The sequence below is a fragment of the Methylobacterium crusticola genome (genome assembly GCF_003574465.1).
Taxonomy (GTDB): domain Bacteria; phylum Pseudomonadota; class Alphaproteobacteria; order Rhizobiales; family Beijerinckiaceae; genus Methylobacterium; species Methylobacterium crusticola.
On the sequence record NZ_QOWC01000045.1, the window covers coordinates 1 to 17,864 of the forward strand.

The 17,864-nt window shown below is 74.8% G+C and carries 21 protein-coding genes; 6 read left to right on the top strand and 15 right to left on the bottom strand.

Annotation, left to right across the window (positions count from 1 at the left end; translation table 11 throughout):
• Positions 1–132: 132 nt before the first annotated feature.
• A complete protein-coding gene (locus DT057_RS17960; RefSeq protein WP_128563476.1) occupies positions 133–558 on the top strand; it encodes a VOC family protein in 426 nt (141 codons plus the stop codon).
• A 36-nt stretch (positions 559–594) separates the two neighbouring features.
• Here DT057_RS17960 and DT057_RS17965 read toward each other — a convergent pair whose 3' ends face one another.
• The 5 genes from DT057_RS17965 to DT057_RS17985 form a co-directional block, all read right to left on the bottom strand.
• Positions 595–1,005, bottom strand: coding sequence for a DUF2000 domain-containing protein (locus tag DT057_RS17965; RefSeq protein WP_128563477.1), 411 nt, complete (start codon positions 1,003–1,005; stop codon positions 595–597).
• A gap of 27 nt (positions 1,006–1,032) precedes the next feature.
• The gene (locus tag DT057_RS17970) at positions 1,033–1,875 is read right to left on the bottom strand and encodes an AraC family transcriptional regulator (RefSeq protein ID WP_128563478.1); all 843 of its coding nucleotides are present in this window, start codon (positions 1,873–1,875) and stop codon (positions 1,033–1,035) included.
• A 9-nt stretch (positions 1,876–1,884) separates the two neighbouring features.
• The gene (locus DT057_RS17975) at positions 1,885–4,194 is read right to left on the bottom strand and encodes an MHYT domain-containing protein (RefSeq protein WP_128563479.1); all 2,310 of its coding nucleotides are present in this window, start codon (positions 4,192–4,194) and stop codon (positions 1,885–1,887) included.
• A 272-nt stretch (positions 4,195–4,466) separates the two neighbouring features.
• A complete protein-coding gene (locus DT057_RS17980) occupies positions 4,467–4,739 on the bottom strand; it encodes a hypothetical protein (protein WP_238313768.1) in 273 nt (90 codons plus the stop codon).
• Positions 4,740–5,164: 425 nt separating this feature from the next.
• A complete protein-coding gene (locus tag DT057_RS17985; protein ID WP_128563481.1) occupies positions 5,165–5,467 on the bottom strand; it encodes a hypothetical protein in 303 nt (100 codons plus the stop codon).
• A 198-nt stretch (positions 5,468–5,665) separates the two neighbouring features.
• On the opposite strand from DT057_RS17985, the gene DT057_RS17990 reads away from it, so the two are divergent.
• Positions 5,666–5,893, top strand: coding sequence for a hypothetical protein (locus DT057_RS17990; RefSeq protein WP_128563482.1), 228 nt, complete (start codon positions 5,666–5,668; stop codon positions 5,891–5,893).
• 29 nt (positions 5,894–5,922) lie between these two features.
• On the opposite strand, the gene DT057_RS36175 is transcribed toward DT057_RS17990, so the two are convergent.
• The gene (locus DT057_RS36175) at positions 5,923–6,066 is read right to left on the bottom strand and encodes a hypothetical protein (RefSeq protein WP_203236306.1); all 144 of its coding nucleotides are present in this window, start codon (positions 6,064–6,066) and stop codon (positions 5,923–5,925) included.
• Between the two features lie 328 nt (positions 6,067–6,394).
• Here DT057_RS36175 and DT057_RS17995 point away from each other — a divergent pair, with 328 nt between their 5' ends.
• The gene (locus tag DT057_RS17995; RefSeq protein ID WP_128563483.1) at positions 6,395–6,658 is read left to right on the top strand and encodes a hypothetical protein; all 264 of its coding nucleotides are present in this window, start codon (positions 6,395–6,397) and stop codon (positions 6,656–6,658) included.
• Between the two features lie 24 nt (positions 6,659–6,682).
• Here DT057_RS17995 and DT057_RS18000 read toward each other — a convergent pair whose 3' ends face one another.
• From DT057_RS18000 to pdxY, 3 genes are all read right to left on the bottom strand, one after another.
• Positions 6,683–7,384 (bottom strand): NUDIX hydrolase, encoded by a 702-nt coding sequence (locus DT057_RS18000; RefSeq protein ID WP_203236307.1) that lies wholly within the window; start codon positions 7,382–7,384, stop codon positions 6,683–6,685.
• Positions 7,384–8,292 carry a PhzF family phenazine biosynthesis protein gene (locus DT057_RS18005; RefSeq protein ID WP_128563484.1) on the bottom strand — a complete coding sequence of 303 codons (909 nt, stop codon included), beginning with the start codon at positions 8,290–8,292 and terminating at the stop codon, positions 7,384–7,386. Before DT057_RS18005 ends, DT057_RS18000 begins: the two co-directional genes overlap by 1 nt.
• A 145-nt stretch (positions 8,293–8,437) precedes the next feature.
• Positions 8,438–9,286: a pyridoxal kinase PdxY gene (pdxY, locus tag DT057_RS18010; protein ID WP_128563485.1), complete on the bottom strand. Its 849-nt coding sequence runs from the start codon at positions 9,284–9,286 to the stop codon at positions 8,438–8,440.
• Positions 9,287–9,520: 234 nt separating this feature from the next.
• Between pdxY and DT057_RS18015 the strand changes: the two genes are divergently transcribed.
• Positions 9,521–10,045, top strand: coding sequence for a DedA family protein (locus tag DT057_RS18015; RefSeq protein WP_128563486.1), 525 nt, complete (start codon positions 9,521–9,523; stop codon positions 10,043–10,045).
• A gap of 91 nt (positions 10,046–10,136) precedes the next feature.
• Here DT057_RS18015 and DT057_RS18020 read toward each other — a convergent pair whose 3' ends face one another.
• From DT057_RS18020 to DT057_RS18040, 5 genes are all read right to left on the bottom strand, one after another.
• Positions 10,137–11,144 carry an ABC transporter substrate-binding protein gene (locus DT057_RS18020; protein WP_128563487.1) on the bottom strand — a complete coding sequence of 336 codons (1,008 nt, stop codon included), beginning with the start codon at positions 11,142–11,144 and terminating at the stop codon, positions 10,137–10,139.
• 78 nt (positions 11,145–11,222) lie between these two features.
• A complete protein-coding gene (locus tag DT057_RS18025) occupies positions 11,223–12,011 on the bottom strand; it encodes an ABC transporter permease (protein ID WP_128563488.1) in 789 nt (262 codons plus the stop codon).
• 37 nt (positions 12,012–12,048) lie between these two features.
• On the bottom strand, positions 12,049–12,936 hold the full coding sequence (locus tag DT057_RS18030) for an ABC transporter ATP-binding protein (protein ID WP_128563489.1): 888 nt from the start codon (positions 12,934–12,936) through the stop codon (positions 12,049–12,051).
• Between the two features lie 166 nt (positions 12,937–13,102).
• Positions 13,103–13,381, bottom strand: a complete 279-nt coding sequence (locus DT057_RS18035; protein ID WP_128563490.1) for a hypothetical protein — start codon at positions 13,379–13,381, stop codon at positions 13,103–13,105.
• Positions 13,378–14,508 carry a PepSY-associated TM helix domain-containing protein gene (locus tag DT057_RS18040; protein ID WP_128563491.1) on the bottom strand — a complete coding sequence of 377 codons (1,131 nt, stop codon included), beginning with the start codon at positions 14,506–14,508 and terminating at the stop codon, positions 13,378–13,380. The genes DT057_RS18035 and DT057_RS18040 overlap by 4 nt, the downstream gene beginning before the upstream one ends.
• A 338-nt stretch (positions 14,509–14,846) precedes the next feature.
• Here DT057_RS18040 and DT057_RS18045 point away from each other — a divergent pair, with 338 nt between their 5' ends.
• Complete coding sequence (locus DT057_RS18045) at positions 14,847–15,383, top strand: MmcB family DNA repair protein (protein WP_128563492.1); 537 nt, start codon at positions 14,847–14,849, stop codon at positions 15,381–15,383.
• Between the two features lie 60 nt (positions 15,384–15,443).
• On the opposite strand, the gene DT057_RS18050 is transcribed toward DT057_RS18045, so the two are convergent.
• A complete protein-coding gene (locus tag DT057_RS18050; RefSeq protein ID WP_128563493.1) occupies positions 15,444–16,340 on the bottom strand; it encodes a LysR family transcriptional regulator in 897 nt (298 codons plus the stop codon).
• 162 nt (positions 16,341–16,502) lie between these two features.
• Between DT057_RS18050 and DT057_RS18055 the strand changes: the two genes are divergently transcribed.
• Complete coding sequence (locus DT057_RS18055) at positions 16,503–17,852, top strand: ABC transporter substrate-binding protein (protein ID WP_128563494.1); 1,350 nt, start codon at positions 16,503–16,505, stop codon at positions 17,850–17,852.
• Positions 17,853–17,864 lie beyond the last annotated feature (12 nt).

Here is a 17,864-nt window from a genome sequence, read left to right on the forward strand (position 1 = left end):
CGCGGGGGCGCCCCGGTTTGACGGACCGCACCGCGTCGGGCCAAGTCCCGGCGACCGTTCGTCGTCCGCGCGGGCCGCGGCCGGAGGAGGCCGCGCTCCGCCGGGAACCACGCCGGAAAGGCCGGGGAAGCCATGGACCCTCGCGTGAGCCTGATCACCCTCGGCGTGACCGACCTCGCCCGCGCCGCGGCGTTCTACGAGGCCCTGGGCTGGCCCCGGCGGGTGCGCGCGGCGGAGGGCGTCGCGTTCTTCCAGCTCGGCGGCCTCGGCCTGTCGCTCTACCCGCGCGACGCGATGGCCCGCGACGCCGGCGTGCCCGCCGGCCCGCCGGGCGCGCAGGCCTTCACCCTGGCCTACAACGCCCGCAGCCGCCGCGAGGTCGACCTCGTGCTCGCGGCGGCCGCGGCCGCCGGCGCCCGGATCACCCGGGCCGCCCAGGATGCGGCCTGGGGCGGCTACCACGGCCACTTCGCGGATCCGGAGGGGTTCCTGTGGGAGGTCGCCTGGAATCCCGGCTTCGCCCTCGCGGCCGACGGCTGCCTGACCCTGCCCGACTGAGGCCGCGGCCCCGGCCGGCTCGGGCGCCCGGCGCGCTCACGGGTGCAGGGACGCGCCTTTCGTCGCCCGGTCGACCTCCTTGCGCGGCCCCCGCAGGGCGAGCCCGACGAGGTCGGGCGCGTCCGCCGGCTCGGCCCGGAAGGCGGCGCGGTTGGCGGCGTCGTGGCCGGTGGCGAACATCGCCCGGACGTAGACGGCGCGGGTCAGGTCGCGCGCGATCCCGGCGGCGTAGGCGCGCCGCAGGTCCTCGGGCCCGGCCGCGAAGACCAGCATGGGCTGGCCCAGCAGCCGGGCGTGCCGGCGGCCGGCCGCGTCCTCGTAGGGCTCGCCCAGGGCCTCGGGCGCCGCCGCGGCGATGCCGGTGGCGAGGAAGGCCGTGACGTTGAGCTTCTGCCAGACCGCCAGGTCCTCCAGGACCAGGATGGCCACCTTCGTGTCGAACACCATGACGTCGCTCCCTGACCCAGCGGAGTGTCAGGCCGGGCGGGGGCCGGTGTCTGGAACGCCCGTGCAGCAGGCGCGGTAGGCCGCGGGCGTGAGGCCGTAGGCGCGGCGGAACCAGCGGCCGAGATGGCTCTGGTCGGCGAACCCGCAGGCGGCCGCCACCGCGGCGGGGCGCTCCCCGGCGGCGAGCCGGCGGCGGGCCTGGACCAGCCGGGTCTGCACCAGGAAGGCGTGCGGCGAGGTGCCGTAGGCCGCCCGGAAGGCCCGGGCGAGCTGGAAGCGGTCCGCCGCGCCCGCGCACCGCGCCAGCGCGTCGGCGCCGATGTCCCGCGCGGGATCGTCCTGGAGCCGCTCGCGCGCCCGGCGCGCCACGGTGGCGTCGCCCGCCTGCGGCCGCGGCCGCAGGGGGCGGCCGAGATGCGGCCGCAGGCCGGCCAGCACCGCGTCGAGCGCCGCATCGCGGGCGAGCCGGCCCTCGGGCTCGGCCAGCACCGCGCGGGCGGCCCGGATGGCGGCCCCGAGCCCTGGGTCGTCCGCCAGGGTGCTGCGGAAGCCCGGATCCCCGTCGGGCCCGCCGGCGAGCCCGGCCCGCATCCAGGCGCCGGGCAGGTAGAGCATGCTGTAGGCGAAGCCTCCGGGATCGCCGGCCCGGCCGTCATGGGCCTCCTGCGGCTCGATCAGGATGACCCGGCCGGGCTGGCTGACCCGGCGGGCGCCGCGGCAGAAGAAGTCCTGGAGGCCCCGCTCCGTGACCCCGACCAGCCACTCGTCGTGACGGTGCAGGTCGTAGGCGTGCCCGCCGAAGCGGGCCCGGATCGCCTCGACGCCGCTGCCGTCCCGCACCAGGAGCACGCGGTCCCGCGGCGCCGGCACCGGTCCGCCTCACGCGCTCTTCGGGAAGGCGACGACGGTGTCGTCGCTCGCCGGCCCCCGCATCACCTCCGCGATCATCTCCGCGAGGGCGGCCTGGTCGAACGGCTTGCTCAGGCGCGGCAGCGCCGGCGCGGTCCCGCCCGCCAGCTCGGCGTAGCCGGTCGCCAGGATCACCCGCTGCCCGGGCCGCTCCGCCGCTATGCGCTCGGCGAGCTGCGCGCCGGTCATCTCCGGCATGGCCTGGTCCGTGACGACGAGGTCGAGCGTGCGCGCCCGCCGCAGCAGCTCGAGGGCCTCCTGGCCCGAGCGGGCCTCGATCACCCGGTGGCCGAGATCCTCCAGCATCGCGGCGGTGTTCTCGAGCACGAGCGGGTCGTCGTCGACCACGAGGACGATGAGCGACGGGAGCGCCCGGGCCGCGGCGGGCCGCCGGGGCGGGCCCTCCTCCCGGATCGCGCCCGCCTCGGCCACGGGCAGCCAGATCTCGGCCGTCGTGCCGGCATCCCTCCGGCTCCTCAGCACGAGGCGGCCCCGCGACTGCGCGGCGAGGCCCTGCACCATCGGCAGGCCGAGCCCGGTCCCCTTGCCGACGCCCTTCGTGGTGAAGAACGGCTCCTGGGCCTTGGCCAGGGTCGCCTCGTCCATCCCGCAGCCGCTGTCCGTGACCGACAGGCAGACGAAGCGGTCCTGCGGCAGCCCGCACCCCGCCTCGCCCCCGGCGCCCTCCCGCGCCGCCACCGCGATGGCGCCGCCCTCCGGCATGGCGTCCCGGGCGTTCACCACGAGGTTCAGGAGCGCCAGCTCGAGCTGGTGGGCGTCCACCAGCGCCGGCGGCAGGCCGAGGGGGAAGCGCGTCTCGATCCGCACCCCCGGGCCGATCGAGCGCTGCAGGAGGTCGGTCATGCCGCGCACGAGGGAGGGCAGGTCGACGGCCTCGGGGGTGAGCTCCTGGCGCCGCGCGAAGGCCAGCATGCGCTGCGTCAGGGCGGCGCCGCGCTGGGCGCCCTGGATCGCGTTCTCGACCAGCCGCACGAGCTTCGGGTCGTCGGGCAGCCGCCGGCGCAGCAGCTCCAGGCTGCCGAGCACCGCCATGAGCAGGTTGTTGAAGTCGTGCGCCACGCCCCCGGTGAGCTGCCCGATCGCCTCCATCTTCTGGGCCTGCGCGAGGGCGGACTGCGCCTGCTCCAGCGCCTCCTGGGCGCGCCTGCGCTCGGTGATGTCGCGGGTGACCTTGGCGAAGCCGACGAGCCGCCCCTCCTCGCCGATGATCGGGTCGACGACGACGCTCGCCCAGAACCGGGTGCCGTCCCGGCGCACGCGCCAGCCCTCGCCCGCGAACTTGCCCTCGCGGGCCGCCGTCGCCAGCGCCCGCGCCGGCAGGCCGGCCGCGCGGTCCTCGTCGGTGTAGAAGCGCGAGAAGTGACGGCCGACGATCTGCTCGGCCTCGTAGCCCTTGATGCGGCGCGCGCCCTCGTTCCAGTTCGCGACGATCCCGGCGGGATCGAGCATGTAGATCGCGTAGTCGGTCACGCTCTGGAGGAGCAGCCGGTAGCGCTCCTCGCTCTGGCGCAGGGCGGCGGCCTCCCGGGCGGCCCGCAGCGAGAGGCGGCGGTCGACCACGGCGGCCGCGAAGGCCAGGAGCAGGACCAGGAAGGTCGTGGCCGCGACCCAGGCCGCTAGCCTGTCCGGGTTCATGCCGGCGGCGGCGGAGGGCCGCGGCGCGGCGTGGGGCGCGAACCCGGCGCCCTGCATCGCCGCGTAGTGCATCCCCGCGATGGCGAGGCCCATGGCGACCGAGGCGGCGAGGCGCACCCCGGGGCCCGTGGTCCGGAGCGCGAGCCAGATCGCCACGGTGGCGGCCGCGATGGCGATCACGACCGAGACGACGACCCAGCCGGCGTCGTGATGCAGGTCGGCCGGCATCCGCATCGCCGCCATGCCGGTGTAGTGCATGGCGACGATCCCGAGCCCCGTCACGAGGCCGCTCACCGCGATGGCGCCGGGACCGGCCTCGGACCGGCCGGCGATCAGGAGCCCCGCGGCCGTGACGGCGACGGGCAGGCTGAGGGACAGGAGCGTCAGGCCGACATCGTAGCGGATGTCGGTCCCCGGCAGGCTGAAGGCCAGCATCGCCACGAAGTGCATGGCCCAGACGCCGCCGCCGAGGACGAGGGCCGCCGCGACGAGCCAGGCCCCGCGCACCCACCCCGACGCGGCGCGCATGCGGCCCGCGAGATCGAGGGAGACCCAGGAGGTCCCGGTCGCGATCAGGACGGAGAGCACGACCAGCGTTGCATCGTGGACGCCGCCATGCCCCATGCGCGTTCCCCCGGTCGATCACGCGGTCGCCGCAGCCGGATCGACGTTTCGATCGCCTTTGTTAACATTCCCTGTCGCCGGCGGCAGGTCCCGGACCGGAGGCCGGACCGCGAGCGCGCCCGTCGCCCTCGCCGGGTGCCGGTCCGGGGGCGCGGGGGAAGGGTCGTTGGCCGGTGGCGGACGGGGGCCGGCGCGCCTCCCCGGCCGGATGCCGTCCCGCCGGCCCGGGCCCGCCGGAGGGCGCCCGGGCCCGACGGGCGGTCACGCCGGGATCAGTAGGGATAGCCGTAATAGGGCGCCGGCACGCGGCCGTAGGGGTAGCCGACGGGCCGGCGGTCGGGCCCGTAGGCGCGCAGGTAGGGGTCGTATCGCGGCGCCCGGTAATTGCCGTTGTTCACGCCCGCCGACCGGTCGTTGCCGCTCAGCGCCGCGTACGGGGAGAGCCCGCTGCCGCTGTCGCTGTTGCGGGCGAGGGCCCCGCCGGCCGTCCCGCCGATGAGCGCCGCCGCGAGGGACGCCCCGATCACTGTCGCTCTCATGGTCATCTCCTGTCCCGGCCGGACGGCCGGGTTTCACGACGAACGGCGCCGCTTCGCCGAGGTTCCGTGGCGGCGTCGCGCCCGTCCGGCACCGGCGCCACCCGCTCGGGTCCCGGCGGGGGCCGGCCCCTTCGTGACGGGGGCAGCCGGCGCCGCGCCGGCAAGTCCCGGGCAACTCACGGCAAGTCGCGGGCAGGCCGGCAGGTCACGGACGGGCCGGCATCACCGGGCATGCCGGCGCCGGAGCGGGCCGGGCCCCCGCCCGGCAAGCACGCGGAAGGCCCGACCCGCCGCCTCGCTGCTGTCTTGAGGTGGGCAGCAGGTCGACGCCGCAGCTTGGCACGGCCGCGATCCGCGCGAGCGGCGCGCGCCTACCGCCTTGGGCGCAGGCGCGGCGCACACAAAAGGCGTAGGTGAGGGCGCGGGGCCGATCACGCCTCTTCCAGATGGTCCAAGATACGGGCATCCGGGACCCGAGTTGCCATCCGGATCGTCTCAGATCGGGACTCGGCCTCGTCCGTAATGCGCCTCGCGAAACCGAGGACGCTGCGCGCGGCGGCGCGGGCATTGGAGGCACGCAACTCCGCCTTCGGCATCCCGTCCCGCAGCGCCACGAAGGCCAGCGCCTTCAATTGCCGCGCGTTGGCAATGGCCCGGACGCGCAATTTCGCAATCTCGCTCGGCGAGCGGACAACCGTCAGGTAATCCTCCGGGGACGGGTGCATCTGCTTCATCCTGGGGCGTATGCCACAATCTATCCCGAATTAGGACAGATCACCACCACATTTGCTACGGCGACGCGAATCGCGTGCCCGGCCCGCTCCGGTGCGCCGCCCGGGGCGCGGCCCCGGCGGTTTCACCCGCGCGCCGATTCGTGCTCAATGCAGCGGCGCGGCGGCGCGCGCGGGCCTGCTTCCGAGGAGCTGACGCCAGTGCTTCGAAAAGCGCCCGGAGAGACCGACGAGGGCGCCGCGCTCGCACGCCTCGACGCGGAGATCGCCGTCGCCCGCGAGCGCATCGCCCGGCAGCTCGCGGCGATCGAGCTCAAGGAGCGGCAGGGCCTGGCGACGATGGACGAGAAGGCCGTCCTGCGCCAGATGCGCGTCACGCTGGACCTCGCCTGCGCCTACCACGCCATCATCGCCCTCACCCGGGAGTGAGCGGGCGCCGGGCCCGGAGCGCGGCCGGGCTACTCCGCCGCGGCGCCGTCGTCGTCCATCCCGGCCGGCGCGAGCCGGACCCAGGCGTCGAGCATCCAGCCGATGCCGCGCCCCGCGAGCACGACGAACACCAGGGATCCGGCGACGTGGAGGAAGAGGTTCGTGTTCGCCATGGCTCTGCTCGCATCCGGGCGGCCAGCAGACGGCCGAACCCGGCCGAGTCGCCAGTGCCAGGCTGCAACAGGCCGCGGGCCCGTCGGGGCCGCCCTGGAGGCGGCCGGGCGGATCGGCCGGGTGTGTTGCATGTCCGGGTCGGCCCCCCGCCTGCCGGGCGCCCGCCGGCCGGGCCGGCCAAGCGTTGCTTGTCACGGCTGCCGCCCTGGCCGATCATCACCCGGCGGACCGATTCGTCCGTCACCCGCGAACTGGTTCGTCCGTCACCCGGGCGGACCGGATCGTCCGTCACCCGCGGCGCGCCGCGCGCCCGACCCACGGTCCACGATGGCGATTGTTCTTCCCACGGCGCACCACCGCATCGTCGAGGTCGAGATCGAGTCGACCCGCGCCGAGGCGCTGCTGACGAGGGTCCGGCAGATGTTCGACCGGGTCGAGCTGCGCCAGGGCGAGCACTGGTCGTTCCAGGTCCTGGTGAAGGGCCAGCGCACGGTGCTGTTCTTCCGGATGTGCCGCGCCGACTTCGCGGACCTCCTGCGCAAGGCGATCCCGCTCCTCGCGAGGCCGGCGGATCTCCCGGCCAGGGGGTAGGGCGGGGCGCGCCGGCGCCCGGCCTCAGGCGAAGGCCGCCCGCAGGTAGGCCTGGACGAAGCCCGGCATCCGGGCGGGGTCGATGTCCCGGGGGCCGCGCACGGTGAGGATCCCGGCGAGCTCCGGCTCGGCCTCGGCCGCGAGGTGGGCGTCCACCCGCGCCAGCACCGTCGCGGCGTCGTCGGGCAGCGCCACCGGCTTCAGGAAGGCCGTGAGCCCCCCGTCGCGCACGACGACCCAGCCCGCGTCCGGGGCCCCGGTCGCGACGAGGCCGGTCTCCTCGCGCAGCTCGCGCAAGGCGCTCGCCGCGAGGTCGACGGTGCCGTCCGGCGCCACGTCGGCGTGGTCCGGCGTGCCGCACGGGAAGTAGACCTGGCCGGCGCTGGCGGTGTGCCGGTTCATCACGCCGAGCAGGTAGGCGCCGTCGGCCGTGCGCGGCACCGCCGCCGCGAAGGCGTTGGAGACACTCGGGTCCGGGAAGCCGAGATCCTTGAACGCCGTCAGGACGGCGTAGTCGGTCTCGAACAGCCAGGCGTGCAGGGTGCCGTCCGCCAGCGCCTGCCCGCTCATCATCAGCACCCGGCCGTTGAACATCGCGGGCCGCGCCGCGCGCCGCGCCGCCCAGTGGGCGTCGATCCGGGGGCGGTTCTCCCGGGCCCAGGCCCAGTCGTGGTCCCGCAGGGCGGCGGTGACCCGCGGCACCCGTGTGAGCGTCGCCGGCGCCATCAGACCCGGATCTCGCCCTCGGACACCACCACGGCGCTGCCGCCGATCTCGGCCGAGCGCAGGGCGCCCTCCGCGATGACGAGCTGCAGGGCGATCTCGCTCGGCCGGCCCATCTCGTAGCCCTGGGCCACCAGGACGTCGTGCGTGCCCGAGCCGAGGGGCTCGAACTGCATCAGGGCGCCCGCGAAGGCCGCGACGGCCCCGCCGGTGGCCGGGTCCTCCGGGATCCCGGCGCCGGGCGCGAACATGCGCGCCCGGAAGGAATGGGCCGGGTCCTCGGTCTCCCGGGTGTAGAGGAACACCTTGGCGCCGGGCCCGAAGGCGGCCTCCAGGGCCTCGGCGCCGGCGCGCGCCCGCCCGAGGGCGGCGAGCGTGCGCAGCGGCACGAAGTGGAAGGGCGTGCCGGCGCTGTGGCGGCTCGGGCGGTGGCGGTCGAAGCCGACTTCGCCCGGCGCGAGCCCGAGGGCGGCGGCCACCGACGCGGCGTCCGGCTCCTCGCCCTCGCCCCAGACCTCCGGCAGCCGCGGCAGGCGGAAGCGGGCCCGCCCGCGCCCGTCCCCGGTCTCGACCACGCACGGCACCGTGCCGACCGCCTCCTCGAGCCCGAACGCGATGGCGTCGGCCGCCCCGGCGCGCCGGTCGTGCAGGGCGAGCAGCACGGCGGTGCCCACCGTCGGGTGCCCCGCGAAGGCGAGCTCCTGCACGGGCGTGAAGATGCGCAGGCGCGCCCGGTGCCGTGCCTCGGCGGGCGGCAGCACGAACACCGTCTCGGAGAGGTTGAACTCCCGGGCGACCGCCTGCATGGCGCCGTCGTCCAGCCCCTCGGCCTCGAGCACCACCGCGAGCGGGTTGCCCGCGAGGGGGCGCTCGGTGAAGACGTCGAGGGTGACGAAGCGGCGTGCGGGCATCGTGTCGTCCTCTTGGGCAGGGGCCATTCGGGCAGGGGCCACTCGGGCAGGGGCCACTCGGGCAGGGGCCGCTCGGGAAGGGGCCGCTCGGGCGGGGGCCTGCTGCGACGCAGCACGGATCGGGCCAGCCGCGCAAGCCCCGGGGTCAGACCGCCTCGACCGGGAAGGTCCGGCTCGGCGACACGAACTCGTCCTGGGCCGCGACCGTCAGGATCTCGCGCGAGCCGGCCTCCGCGGTGCGGCGCAGCAGGCCGAACACCGAGGCCGCGGCGGCCCCGAGCGCCTCGCCCGCCGAGCGGCTGCGGGCGTAGTGGACCAGGAACAGGGCGGCCGTGGCGTCGCCCGCCCCGTTGACGCTGAGCGAGAGCCGCGGCGTGCGCAGGCGCCAGACGGTGCCGCCCTCGGCGGCCAGCATGTCGATGCTGTCGGGCGGCGTCTCGGCGGTGTGGAGCGAGGTCACCAGCACCACCCGCGGTCCCGTCGCCTGCACGGCCGCGACCGCGCGCTTGGCGTCCGCCAGGGTGCGGCTCGGCGTGCCCGCCAGGTAGTCGAGTTCGAACTGGTTCGGGGTGATCAGGTCGGCGGCCGGCACCGCCCGGTCGCGCATGAATTCCGGCACGCCCGGGCGCACGAACACGCCGCGGCCGACATCCCCGATGACCGGATCGCAGCAGTAGAGCGCCGCCGGGTTGGCCGCCCGCACCCGCGCCACCGCCGCCAGGATGGCGCCGCCGATGTCGGCCGAGCCCATGTAGCCGGACAGGACCCCGTCGCAGGAGGGCAGCACGCCGCGCTCGGCGATGCCCTCGACCAGTTCCTCGATCGCCGCGCCGTCGAACACCCGGCCGCGCCAGGCGCCGTAGCCCGTGTGGTTCGAGAACTGCACGGTGTGGATCGGCCAGACCTCGACGCCCAGGCGCTGCATCGGGAACACCGCCGAGGTGTTGCCGACATGCCCGTAGGCGACGTGGGACTGGATCGACAGGACGTTCATCGCGGGGCACCTCGACGGATCGCGCCGGTCCACGATCCCTAGAGCGATTTGCCGCGCGGAGGAAACCGGTTCGTCGCCGCCACGGCGACACCGCGGGGGCACGGCGACACGATCGAAGGCCCGGGGCCGCTCCGAGCGACGCGGGCCGGCGGGCGCGGCGATTGCGCGGGCGGACCGCTTGCCCCGCGCCCTGCGCCGCCCACATGTCGCGGAGGCTGACGCGGTCAAGGTTCCATGGATTTCGAGACGCTGCGCACGACGGTCCTGGACTTCCTGCGCGACCACCAGGCCTGGGCACCCGCCGTCACCGGGATCATCGCGTTCTGCGAATCCCTCGCGGTGCTGTCGCTGCTCGTCCCGGCGACCGTGATCCTGCTCGGCATCGGGGCCTTGATCGGGGCCGGCGGGCTGCCCTTCTGGCCGGTGATGCTCGGCGCCGCCCTCGGGGCGATCCTCGGGGACTGGCTCTCCTACGAGATCGGCCGCTACTTCCAGGAGGGCACCAAGCGGATCTGGCCGCTCACCCGCTACCCCGGGATGGTCGAGAAGGGCGAGGCGTTCTGCCGGCGCTGGGGGGCCTGGGGCATCTTCCTCGGCCGGTTCGTGGGCCCGGCCCGGGCGGTGGTGCCCCTGGTCGCCGGCGTGGCCGCGCTGCCCCGGCTGCCGTTCCAGGTCGCCAACCTCACCTCGGCCTTCGTCTGGGCCTTCGTCTGGCTCGCCCCGGGGGCGGGCCTCCTCGGCGTCCTGCGCCCGTCCTAGGGGCCGGGATCGCGGCCCGGCCCGGGCGCCGCCGCCGCGGCGGCCCCGGCCTGGGCGCCCTGCCGCGGCCGTGGGCCGGGGGCCTGGTCCCTCACCCCATGGCGCGCTTGATGAAGCGGTCCTCGACGGTGGCGGCGAGGTCGATCCGGGCGCCCTGCAGTTCCGGATCGAGGGTGCGGACGAGGTCGAGCACGCTCGCCATGCCCTCCTGCGTGGAGATGCCGGTGCGGGAGTAACTCTCGAGCGAATTCTTCACTGCCTGCACGTAGAGCGCGCGGTCGCCGAAATGGTAGGCCGGCGGGACCGTGTCGGCGATCTCCTCCGGGGTCGCGGAGGCCAGCCACTTCAGCGACTTGGCGAAGGCGTTGACGACCCGCTGGGTCGCCGCGGCGTGGTGCTCGATCCAGTCCTGCTTGGTGTAGACCACGGCCGCCGGGTTGGGGCCGCCGAACAGCGCCCGGGTGCCGGCCTCCGTGCGGGTGTCGACCAGCACCGCGATGTCGCCGTCCGCCTCCAGCTTGGCGATCACCGGGTCGAGGTGGGAGACCGCGTCGATCTCGCCCTTCTTCATCGCCGCGATGGCGCCGGCGCCGCCCCCGATGCCGATGAGGGCGGCGTCCGTCGCCTTCAGGCCGGCCTTGATCATCGCGTACTGCACCGCGAGGGCCGTCGAGGAGCCCGGCGCCGTGACGCCGATCTTCCGGCCCTTGAGGTCGGCCGCCGACTTCACGGTGCCGGCGAGGTCCTTGCGCACCGCGATCACGATGGCGGGATAGCGGCCGAGCTCGCACACCGCCCGCACGTCCTGGCCCTTGGCCTGCATCCGGATCGTGTGCTCGTAGGCGCCCGTGACCACGTCCACCGAGCCGCCGATCAGGGCCTGGAGCGAGCGCGCGCCGCCGCCGAAATCGTTGATGTCGGCCTCGACGCCCTCCTCCTTGAAGTAGCCCTTCCGCTCCGCGATGGTCAGCGGCAGGTAGTAGAGCAGGGGCTTGCCGCCGACGCCGATCCGGATCTTGACGGTCTCGGCCGCGCGGGCCGGGGCGGGGCCGAGGGCGAGCGCCGCGGCGGCGCCGGCGAGGAAGCTGCGGCGTTCCATCTCAGGGGGTTCCTCTCGTTTCTGGGATTCCGGCGGTCGACCGGATCCCGGGGGGCTCCGGGCCGCCGGGCCGGCTCCCTAGCCCGGGCCGCCCGAGGCCTGCGGGCGCCAGACCAGGAGCCGGTTCTCGATCAGGGTGACGACCGTGTCGATGACGATCACGAACACGGTGAGGATCAGCATGCCGGCGAACACGCCCGTGACGTCGAACACGCTCTCGGCCTCGTGGATCTTGTAGCCGAGCCCCGCCGAGGAGCCGAGATACTCCCCCACCACGGCGCCGACCAGCGCGAAGCCGACCGCGGTGTGCAGCGAGGAGAACATCCAGGTGAGCGCCGAGGGCCAGTAGACGTGCCGCAGGAGCCCGCGCTCGTTCATGCCGAGCATGCGGGCGTTGTTCAGCACCACCGGGCTCACCTCGCGCACGCCCTGGTAGACGTTGAAGAACACGATGAAGAACACGAGCGTGAAGCCGAGCGCCACCTTCGACCAGATGCCGAGCCCGAACCAGAGCGCGAAGATCGGCGCCAGCACCACGCGGGGCAGGGCGTTGGCGGCCTTGATGTAGGGGTCGAACACCGCGGCGAGCAGGGCGTTGCGGGCGAACAGGAAGCCGAACGCGATCCCGCCCGCGGCCCCCGTCACGAAGGCCAGCACGGTCTCCTGCAGGGTGATCCAGAGGTGGCCCCAGATCTCCGGGTTCGTCATCTCGGCCCAGGTCCGCGCCAGCACCGCGACCGGGGTCGAGAAGAAGAACTGGATCTGCTTGGGCGCGCCGAGCACGGGATAGACGGTGAGCACGTGCCAGACCGCGAAGCCGGCGAGGCCGACGAGGATCTGGAGCGCGAGCAGGCCGAGGCGGTTCACGGGCGGGTCTCCGGGGTGGGGGCGGCGCGGCGCGGGCTCACGCCGGCCCGCTCGCGTAGGCGCGCGAGACCTCGACCCTGAGGCACGCCCAGATCTCCTTGTAGAGGGCGTGGAAGAGCGGCTCGAGGCGGATCTCGCTGATGTCGCGCGGGCGGGGCAGCGGCACCGGGTACGCGCCGACGATCCGGGCCGCCGGACCGGCCGAGAGCACGATCACCCGGTCGGCGAGCGCGATCGCCTCCTCGAGGTCGTGGGTGACGAACATCACGGCCTTGCGGTTGGCCGCCCACAGCTCCAGCAGCAGGTTGCCCATGATCTGCCGGGTCTGCGCGTCGAGGGGCCCGAAGGGCTCGTCCATCAGCAGGATCTCGGGATCGCGGATCAGCATCTGGGCCAGCGCCACGCGCTTGCGCTGCCCGCCCGAGAGCATGTGGGGGTAGCGGTCGACGAAGGCCGAGAGCCCGACCCGGGCGAGCCAGTCCCGGGCCCGGCTCAGGGCCTCGCGGCGCGGGACGCCCTGCGGCTCCAGCGCCACCGCGACGTTGTCGAGGGCGGTCTTCCACGGCATCAGGGCGTCGGCCTGGAAGAGGTAGCCGGCCCGGCCGTTGAGGCCCGTGAGGGCGGCGTCGAACACCGCGACCTGCCCGGCCGCCGGCTTGAGCAGGCCGGCGGCGGCGTTGAGCAGCGTCGACTTGCCTGAGCCCGTGGGCCCGACCACGGCGACGAACTCGCCCGGCATCACCCCGAGGTCGATGCCCTCGACCGCGACGTAGCGCTCGCCCCCCTTCAGGCTGAACGCGATGGCGACGCCGTCGAGCCGCACCGCGGTGGCGTCCCGCGCGACCGCCGTCCCCCCGACGAGGCGGACGCCCCGGCCGTCCTTGCGGCCGCCCTTGCGTCCCTCGGCGAAGCCCTGCTGGCTCATGCCGTGCTCTCCTCCCGCGCCGGCCGTCGGGCGTCGCGGCGCTGTTCTCAAGCCGTTGCGCCGACGGACCGGTTCCGCCGGCGCGCCCGTGCCGGCCGGCGCCGGGCGCCGGGACGGCGGCCGGGTGCCGGCGCGGCGCCGAATGTCTGCGAGCGGACGCGGGAGATCAACCGGTTCCTTCGCGGCGGGACGCCGCTCCGCCTCGCCCGGCCGCCCGCCCGGGCCCGCTCCCGCGGGGCGCGAGGCCGCGCCAGAGGTGCCAGGCGACGAGGCCGAGGGGCAGGCTCAGGGTCGCCCACGACACCACCCAGCCGGTGCCCTCGAAGAACAGGGCGCTCGCGAGCCCGACCAGGGTGGCCGCGCCGACGAGGAGCGGCGCCCCGAACACCGTCCGCCAGGTGGCGGGGCGCCGGGCGCGCGCGGACGCCGCGCGCCGGGCGCTCATGCGGAGGCGGCGCCGGCCGCCGGGACGGCCCGCGCCGGCGCCGGCCGGCGCCGCCGCGACCACCAGAGGTAGAGGCCGCTGCCCAGGACCACGATGGTGACGAGGTCGAGGAGCGCCCAGATCACCTTCATGGGCATCCCGCCGTAATCGCCGAAATGCAGCGGCTGGGAGACCAGGAGCGTGGTGAGGTACCAGGGCAGGCGGCTCGTGTCGGCGACGGCGCCGGTCTCCCCGTCGAGGAGCACCGGCTGGAGCAGCCGCGCCGTGAAGGGCGCGGTGCCGCGCAGGAAGACCCCGTAATGGTGGGAGGTGGAGAACGGCGTGCCCGGGAAGGCGATGAAGCCCGGCGTCATCCCGGGCGCCGCCTCCCTGGCCCGCGCCACCGCGGCGTCCAGGGAGGCGAGGCGCGCCGGCGCCGGCCCCGCGTGGGCGGCGATCATCCGGCCGAGCTCCGTCGCCTTCCAGTGGTTGATCATCGGCTCGGACAGGGTGTTGATCACCCCGGTCGCCCCCACCACGGTGAGCCAGGCCACCGTGACGATGCCGAGGAGGTTGTGGAGGTCGAGCCACACCACCCGGCGCGCCCGCTCGGGCCGGACGGTCCCGAACGGCAGCCGCCGGGTGAAGGGCCAGTACAGCACCGCCCCGGACACGATCGCCGCGACGAGGAGCGTGCCCATCGCCCCCAGGAACAGCTTGCCGGGCAGCCTGGCGTACAGGTCGACGTGGAGCCGCAGCATCACCCCCATGAAGGCGCTGCCGGGCGGCCCGAGGCGCCGCGCGGTGTTGGCGTCGTAGACCGAGCTGACGGAGGCGTTCGGGTGCGAGCCCGCGGCGTCGTTGAGGATCACGAACACCGCGTCGGGCTCGTGCAGGTCCCAGCCGAGGTACTGGATCACCTTGCCGGGATGGTCGGCGAGGGCCGCCGCCGCGATGCGGTCGGTCGAGGCCCGGGCCTGCCCGGGCCGCACGGCGGCGGGACCCGCGCTCGCGCCGACCCACTCGTCGATCTCGTGCTGGAAGATCAGCGGCAGGCCGGTCAGGCACAGGAGCAGCATGAACAGGGTCGAGACGAGGCTCGTCCACTTGTGCACGAAGGCCCAGGCGCGGATGCGCGACGCGGTCATCCCCGGGCGGTCCTCAGGCGGCGGCGCCCGGGCGGGCGGCGATGCCCCCCGGGTCCTCGACGCGGGGGGCTGCGGGGCCCGCGGCCTCGTCGCACGGGGCGGGGGCTGCGGCCGGCGTAGATTTGAATCGTCCCAAAGTATTGATTTTCCAGCGATTTGCCGCCGACTGCTACGGCCGGCCGGGGCGTCGCGCAAGAGTTCTCGCGCAAGGGCTGCCGTGCAAGGAGCCGGGTCCCGCGCAAAGACCGCCGGCGCCCCGCTCCGGACCCGCGACCGACGGACGCCCCCGATCCCCGCGACGCCTCCCGCAGGTGACAATTCCGGCGCGACCTGCTCCGATGCCGTTCCCGATTCGGTCCCGCGCCACCCCCGATTCCGCGATCTCCACAGCCTTGTCCGCCGCCGTCGCCCTCTCGCTGCCCCTCGACCGCCGCCAGTCGCCGACCGCCCTCGGCGTGCAGCGCGGGGTCCGGCGCCTGTTCGCCGCGCTCGGGCACGTCACGATCCCCGAATTCACCCTGGCCAACGGGCGGCGGGCCGACCTGATCGCGCTCGGCCCGTGCGGCAAGCTGACGATCATCGAGATCAAGTCCAGCGTCGCCGACTTCCGGGCCGACCGGAAATGGCCGGATTACCGCGACTTCTGCGACCGCTTCTACTTCGCGGTGCCGGAGAGCCTGCCCACCGCGATCCTGCCCGAGGATACGGGCCTCATCGTCGCCGACGCGTTCGCGGCCGCGATCCTGCGCGACCCGCCCGAGCACCCCCTCGCCGGCGCCCGCCGCAAGGCCGTGACCCTGCGCTTCGCCCACGCGGCGGCGGGCCTGCTGCACGCGCTCGCCGATCCGGGCTCGATCCGCGAGGGAAGCCTCTGAGGGGGCCGCCCGGACGGGCCGCAGGGCGGGGACCCCGCGGCACCCCGCCGGCCCGCGGCCTCACAGGCCTCTCGCCCGCGCGGTGACCAGCGCCACGAAGGCCTCCACCACGGCCCGCGCCTCCGCGGGCCGGCTCACGAGGCTCATCTCGGCGAAGGGCCCCCCGCCGGCGATCGGCCGGTAGGTCACCCCTTGCGTGCGGATGTGGCTCATCGAGGCGGGCACGATGGAGATGCCGATGCCCGCCGCGATCAGGTTCACGGTCGAGGCCATCTGCGGCGCCTCCTGGCCGACCACGGGGCTGAAGCCCGCGTCCCGGCAGGCGCCGACGATGGAATCGTAGAGGCCGCGGCCGTTGCGGCGCGGGTAGAGGATGAAGGTCTCGCCCGCGAGCGCGGCGAGCGGCAGGGCCGCCTCCGGCCCCGCCAGCCGGTGGCCGGCCGGCAGGGCCACCACCATCGGCTCCCGGAAGAGCAGGTGCCGCGTCAGGTGCCCGGTCTCGCCCTCGGCGGGGCGCAGGAAGGCGACGTCGAGGCGGCGCAGCCGGAACAGCTCGAGGAGGTTGGCGGTGTTGTCCTCCAGGAGGTTCACCTCGACGTCCGGCGAGGCGGCGCGGTAGTCGCGGATCGTCCCGGTCACGAAGGGGTTGAAGGACGCCGAGGCGGTGAAGCCGATCCGGATCGAGCCGATCTCGCCCCGGGCCGCCCGCCGGGCGCTGACCAGCGCGGTCTCGGTCATCGCCAGGATCTCGCGGGCGTCGCGGGCGAGCCGCTGCCCGGCCTCGGTCAGGCTGACGCTGCGGGCCGAGCGCTGGAACAGGGGCGCGCCGACCTCGCGCTCGAGCTGCTGGATCTGCTGGCTCAGGGGCGGCTGGGCGATGCCGAGCCGGGCCGCGGCCCGGGTGAAGTGGAGCTCTTCCGCCACCGCCAGGAAGTAGCGCAGGTGCCGCAGTTCCATATGCTCAACGTCTCGACCACGGCAGAACTATATATTGGACAGCCGCCGCGCGCGACCGCATGATCGCCGCGATGCCGGCCGGAAGCGCCGGCGTCGCGGCCAGGCTCCCACGCCACCCTTCAGAGGAGCCGGCCGCAGCGCGAGCGCGAGGGAGGAATGCTCATGCCCGGGACAGGTCGTGGCGGCAGAGATGCCGGTGTCTGGACGCGGCGCGAGGCGCTGGCGGGAGCCGGCGCGACGGCGGGCAGCCTGCTGCTCTCCGGCCGCCCCGCGCAGGCGCAGGGCCAGAAGCCCGCCGAGATCAAGGTCGGCATCGCCACCTACCTGTCGGGCCCCGCCAGCGTGTTCGGCGTGCCGGGCCGCCAGACCGCCGAGATGCTGTTCGACGAGATCAACGCCGCCGGCGGCATCGCCGGGGTCAAGGTCCGGCCGATCTTCGTCGACGAGGGCCCGGGCGTCGACCACTTCGTCGGCGAGTACCGCCGCCTCGTGCAGAGCGAGGGCGTCCACCTGCTGTTCGCGGCGATCTCGTCGGCCGATTGCATCGCCTGCGCGCCCCTCTCGGACGAGCTGAAGCGCCCGACCCTGCTGTGGGATTGCGGCACCCAGCGGATCTTCGAGGAGAACCGCTACACCTACGCGTTCCGCACCCAGGCCAACGCCACGCCCGAGATCCTCTCGGCGCTGCTCTACCTCCTGAGGGCGAAGCCCGACTTCAAGTCGATCGCGGTCATCAACCAGGACTACGCCTGGGGGCGCGATTCCTGGGACATCTTCCGCACCGCCATGAACACCCTGAAGCCCGGGGTGAAGGTCGCGGCCGAGCTGTTCCCCCGCTTCGGCGCCACCGACTTCTCGACCGAGATCACCCGCGTGCTGGCCCTGCGGCCCGACGTGGTGCTGTCGACCTCCTGGGGCGGCGACCTCGACGCCCTGATCCGCCAGGCCTCCGACCGCAAGCTGTTCGAGCGCGCGACCTTCGTGATGCCGCTCGCCGAATCCTCGCTCCAGCGGGTGGGCAAGGCCCTGCCGCCCGGCCACATCGTGGGCGCCCGCGGCGACCACTGGTTCCTGCACCCGGCTCCCGCCGACCCCGAGCGCCTGAAGCGCTTCACCGAGAGCTACCGCAGCCGCTTCAACGCCTACCCGATCTATCCCTGCTTCCACATGGCCCAGGCCGTCTCGGCCATGAAGGCGGGCCTCGAGAAGGCGGTGGCCGCCAAGGGCGGCGGCTGGCCGACCGACGCCGAGCTCGCGGCCGCCTTCCGGGGGCTGGAATTCCCCTCGCCGACCGCGAGCGTGCGCATCCGCGAGGACGGGCAGGGCCTCGAGAACCAGATCATCGGCACGACGCTGCACAGCGAGCGCTACCCCTTCCCGGTGCTCACCGACATGGTGGTGTTCCCGGCCGAGACCGTGACCACGCCCGTCGGCCAGAAGAGCGCCGACTGGCTCAAGACGCTGACGCCCGAGATGGTGGCGAGGCTGCCCCAGGCGCTGGCGTTCCGGTAGCGGGCGGGCGGG

What these genes read in the sequence shown, in the direction of transcription:
- DT057_RS18035 (WP_128563490.1), bottom strand. Translation starts at nt 13,381, where the DNA reads ATGAGCGCCCGGCGCGCGGCGTCCGCGCGCGCCCGGCGCCCCGCCACC.
- DT057_RS18005 (WP_128563484.1), bottom strand. Translation starts at nt 8,292, where the DNA reads ATGCCCGCACGCCGCTTCGTCACCCTCGACGTCTTCACCGAGCGCCCC.
- DT057_RS18045 (WP_128563492.1), top strand. Translation starts at nt 14,847, where the DNA reads ATGCCGTTCCCGATTCGGTCCCGCGCCACCCCCGATTCCGCGATCTCC.
- pdxY (WP_128563485.1), bottom strand. Translation starts at nt 9,286, where the DNA reads ATGAACGTCCTGTCGATCCAGTCCCACGTCGCCTACGGGCATGTCGGC.
- DT057_RS17985 (WP_128563481.1), bottom strand. Translation starts at nt 5,467, where the DNA reads ATGAAGCAGATGCACCCGTCCCCGGAGGATTACCTGACGGTTGTCCGC.
- DT057_RS18020 (WP_128563487.1), bottom strand. Translation starts at nt 11,144, where the DNA reads ATGGAACGCCGCAGCTTCCTCGCCGGCGCCGCCGCGGCGCTCGCCCTC.
- DT057_RS36175 (WP_203236306.1), bottom strand. Translation starts at nt 6,066, where the DNA reads ATGGCGAACACGAACCTCTTCCTCCACGTCGCCGGATCCCTGGTGTTC.
- DT057_RS18040 (WP_128563491.1), bottom strand. Translation starts at nt 14,508, where the DNA reads ATGACCGCGTCGCGCATCCGCGCCTGGGCCTTCGTGCACAAGTGGACG.
- DT057_RS17960 (WP_128563476.1), top strand. Translation starts at nt 133, where the DNA reads ATGGACCCTCGCGTGAGCCTGATCACCCTCGGCGTGACCGACCTCGCC.
- DT057_RS17995 (WP_128563483.1), top strand. Translation starts at nt 6,395, where the DNA reads ATGGCGATTGTTCTTCCCACGGCGCACCACCGCATCGTCGAGGTCGAG.
- DT057_RS18015 (WP_128563486.1), top strand. Translation starts at nt 9,521, where the DNA reads ATGGATTTCGAGACGCTGCGCACGACGGTCCTGGACTTCCTGCGCGAC.
- DT057_RS17980 (WP_238313768.1), bottom strand. Translation starts at nt 4,739, where the DNA reads ATGACCATGAGAGCGACAGTGATCGGGGCGTCCCTCGCGGCGGCGCTC.
- DT057_RS17965 (WP_128563477.1), bottom strand. Translation starts at nt 1,005, where the DNA reads ATGGTGTTCGACACGAAGGTGGCCATCCTGGTCCTGGAGGACCTGGCG.
- DT057_RS18000 (WP_203236307.1), bottom strand. Translation starts at nt 7,384, where the DNA reads ATGGCGCCGGCGACGCTCACACGGGTGCCGCGGGTCACCGCCGCCCTG.
- DT057_RS18050 (WP_128563493.1), bottom strand. Translation starts at nt 16,340, where the DNA reads ATGGAACTGCGGCACCTGCGCTACTTCCTGGCGGTGGCGGAAGAGCTC.
- DT057_RS17975 (WP_128563479.1), bottom strand. Translation starts at nt 4,194, where the DNA reads ATGGGGCATGGCGGCGTCCACGATGCAACGCTGGTCGTGCTCTCCGTC.
- DT057_RS18030 (WP_128563489.1), bottom strand. Translation starts at nt 12,936, where the DNA reads ATGAGCCAGCAGGGCTTCGCCGAGGGACGCAAGGGCGGCCGCAAGGAC.
- DT057_RS18055 (WP_128563494.1), top strand. Translation starts at nt 16,503, where the DNA reads ATGCCCGGGACAGGTCGTGGCGGCAGAGATGCCGGTGTCTGGACGCGG.